We start from the raw sequence: 2,586 nt of genomic DNA, 5'->3' as shown, positions 1-2,586 counted from the left end.
GCCGCGGGCCTGCCGGTGGGCGGTGCGGGGGCGTAGCCGGTAGCGGCGGGTGAACTCGACGGCGATCTCGTCGTGGCTCATCCCGACCGCGCGCATCCGTTCCCGCAGCGCGTCCTGTTCCACCCGCCGGCTCGGCCTACTCATGACGACGCCGCGCCCCTCTTCCCCGTCACCGTGATCCCCCTTTCCATCCGGGACAGGTCCACGGTAGTCGTGCGATCACGCCTCGGGAAGCAAGAGGGGGCGTGCGACCCGAATTAATGCACCCTGCCGGGGGGTGTTACTCCAGGTCGGAGGGGGTGCGGGGAGCGGAACTGTTTCTTCGGGCTGGCGGGAATGTCCGTCGTCCTTGTCAGGGCGATGGTGGTAGCGGTTCCCCGATGTCTACTCTCAGTGAGGTCTGTTCCTATGATGAGGACCGCCCCCGCGACGGCCGCGCTCCCCGACGCCGCCTTCGACGCCAAGCCCAGATCCGACGCGGCGAGCAAGGGAGAGCGTCGACGAGCGTGCGTCACCCCGGCCGGCGCGGACCGGCTGGCGGCGAGGTCTGCGTGATGACCGCCGACGGCTTCGAGTCCACCGGACATGACGATCCCAACATTGCGAGGATCTACGACTACCTGCTCGGCGGCGCCCACAACTTTGCCGTCGACCGTGACGCCGCAGCGAAGCTGACGCAGGCGTGGCCGCAAATCCAGCAGGCCGCGCGGGTCAATCGGGCGTTCCTGGGCGAGGCGGTGCGCTACCTCGCCGGCCCGGCGGGTATCCGCCAGTTCCTCGACATCGGTTCGGGCATGCCGACGATGGGCAACGTCCACGAGGTCGCCTACGGCGTCGCGCCGGACGCGCGGGTCGCCTACGTCGACAACGACCCGGTCGCCGTCGCGAACAGCCAGATCCTCCTCGCGCGCACGCCCGCCGCGGTCGCCATCGAAGGCGATCTCCACCGTCCCGAGGAGATTCTCCAGCACCCGGACGTCACCGGGCTGCTCGACCTGTCCCAACCGGTCGGGCTTCTGCTGGTCGCGATCCTGCACTTCTTCGACGACGACGCCCACCCGGAACGGTTGATCGGCGCGCTGCGGGACGCGCTCCCCGCGGGCAGCTACCTGGTGCTCACCCATGCCACCGGTGACGGACAGGCCGAGGCCGTCACCGATGCCGCGACGTTGTACCGGCGCACGACGGCGCCGTTCCGGCTGCGGAGCCGGACCGAGGTCCTGCGGTTCTTCGACGACTGTGACCTGATCGAGCCCGGCGTGGTCCTCCTTCCCGGCTGGGCCGACGACCGGCAGCAGTCCCGGACGGCAACGTCCGAGGATCGGCTGCCGATCTACGCCGGTATCGGGCGCATCCGGTGAGCCCGCTGTCCGGCTGTTCGGCGTGCTGGTCGGACGGCGACGTCACCCGCCTTCTCGCCTACGCCGAAGGGCGGATCGCCGCCGCGACCGCCCACCTGTGGCCGCAGGCGCAGGTGGCGTTCGGGCCGATGGTCACGGGAGGCAGTGCGGTGGTGCGCCGGGTGCAGGTCGACGGCGAGACGCTGTGCGCGACGCTGCACCCGAGGGGGGCAACGCTGGCGAGCGTGGTGCGCGGCGACCACGGCGATCTCACCGCGGTGCTGACCGGCGACGACGGGCCGCGGGCCGACAGGACTGACCAGGAGGCCGAGCAGCTCACGGCGCTGGCCGTCTACAGCGGCCTGCGGATCGCGGCACCGGCCGCGACGGCGGACGGGGTGCTGTTCACCCGCTGGGTGACGGGCACGAGCCTGGCCGGCCGGGTCCAGGCCCGGCCGGCGGTGCTGACCGAGCTGCTGATGACGCTGATGGACGACCTCACCGAACTGCACCGCGATCCGGCGGGGCCGCTGCGGCAGGCCGCCGCGCCCACCGGCCCCCGCGCCCTTCCCCGCGTGGTCACCGAGGCGTTGAGCCACCCGACCGACCACCTCCACCCGCAGCCCCCGTACGCCGGCGAGGTCAGCGAGGCCAAGGCACTCACGCGCAGCCTCGCGGCCCGGCTCGCACGGCTCGCCTCCGCGCTGGACCCGGTGCTGCTCGCCCGCGCCGGCGTCGCCTTCGGCGCCCTCACCCCGACCCACGTGCTCTACCCCGCCAGCGCGCCTGGCGCTGTGCTGGTCTCGCCCGCACTCGGCCCTGGCGGGGAACCCGCGGACACCGGAACGCTGCTCGGCCACCTGCACCTGATAGCCCTCGACTGCCCGCCACCGATCCGCTCGGAGATCGTCGAAGGCGTCGAAGCGTGGCTGGCCGGGCGGCTCGCCACCCGTCGCGGTGAATGGCGAGGCTGGCTGGCCGCGGTGCTCACGATCTGGGCCGCCACCGTGTACGACACCGTCGCCACCGCCCTGACGCTGTCCGCCGACGCCCTGCCGCTCGAACCGTTCCTGTCCGGCCTGCCGCGCCGTCCGCTGCCGGCCTTGGCCGGTCTCGATGTTCTGACCCGGACACTGCGCCGCCACGGCGCCGACGCGGCGCTGAACGCCACCCTCAGCGCCCTCGCCGCCGACCCGACCAGCCGCGCCGGTTCCGACCCGGCGCAGACAACCCCACCCCGCTGATC

At 72.7% G+C, this 2,586-nt stretch carries 3 protein-coding genes; all 3 read left to right on the top strand.

The annotated features are described in order from the left end of the window. Positions 1 to 408 precede the first annotated feature (408 nt). Genes NBZ83_RS31540 through NBZ83_RS31530 form a run of 3 tightly spaced genes read left to right on the top strand, consistent with a single transcriptional unit; the run spans position 409 to position 2,584 of the window. Entirely contained in the window at positions 409 to 555 is a 147-nt protein-coding gene (locus tag NBZ83_RS31540; protein ID WP_261563211.1) for a hypothetical protein, read from the top strand. Then, complete coding sequence (locus tag NBZ83_RS31535) at positions 555 to 1,361, top strand: SAM-dependent methyltransferase (protein ID WP_256790466.1); 807 nt, start codon at positions 555 to 557, stop codon at positions 1,359 to 1,361. The genes NBZ83_RS31540 and NBZ83_RS31535 overlap by 1 nt, the downstream gene beginning before the upstream one ends. Next, entirely contained in the window at positions 1,358 to 2,584 is a 1,227-nt protein-coding gene (locus NBZ83_RS31530) for a hypothetical protein (RefSeq protein ID WP_055752732.1), read from the top strand. The genes NBZ83_RS31535 and NBZ83_RS31530 overlap by 4 nt, the downstream gene beginning before the upstream one ends. Positions 2,585 to 2,586 lie beyond the last annotated feature (2 nt).

It is taken from the genome of Frankia gtarii (assembly GCF_025403375.1).
GTDB classification, from domain to species: domain Bacteria; phylum Actinomycetota; class Actinomycetes; order Frankiales; family Frankiaceae; genus Frankia; species Frankia gtarii.
Note: the sequence above shows the minus strand (reverse complement) of the source record. Positions and strands in the feature narration are given on the sequence as shown.

Bases quoted from the DNA above. Each gene is read 5' to 3' on its own strand.
- NBZ83_RS31535 (WP_256790466.1), top strand. From the start codon at position 555: ATGACCGCCGACGGCTTCGAGTCCACCGGACATGACGATCCCAACATT.
- NBZ83_RS31540 (WP_261563211.1), top strand. From the start codon at position 409: ATGATGAGGACCGCCCCCGCGACGGCCGCGCTCCCCGACGCCGCCTTC.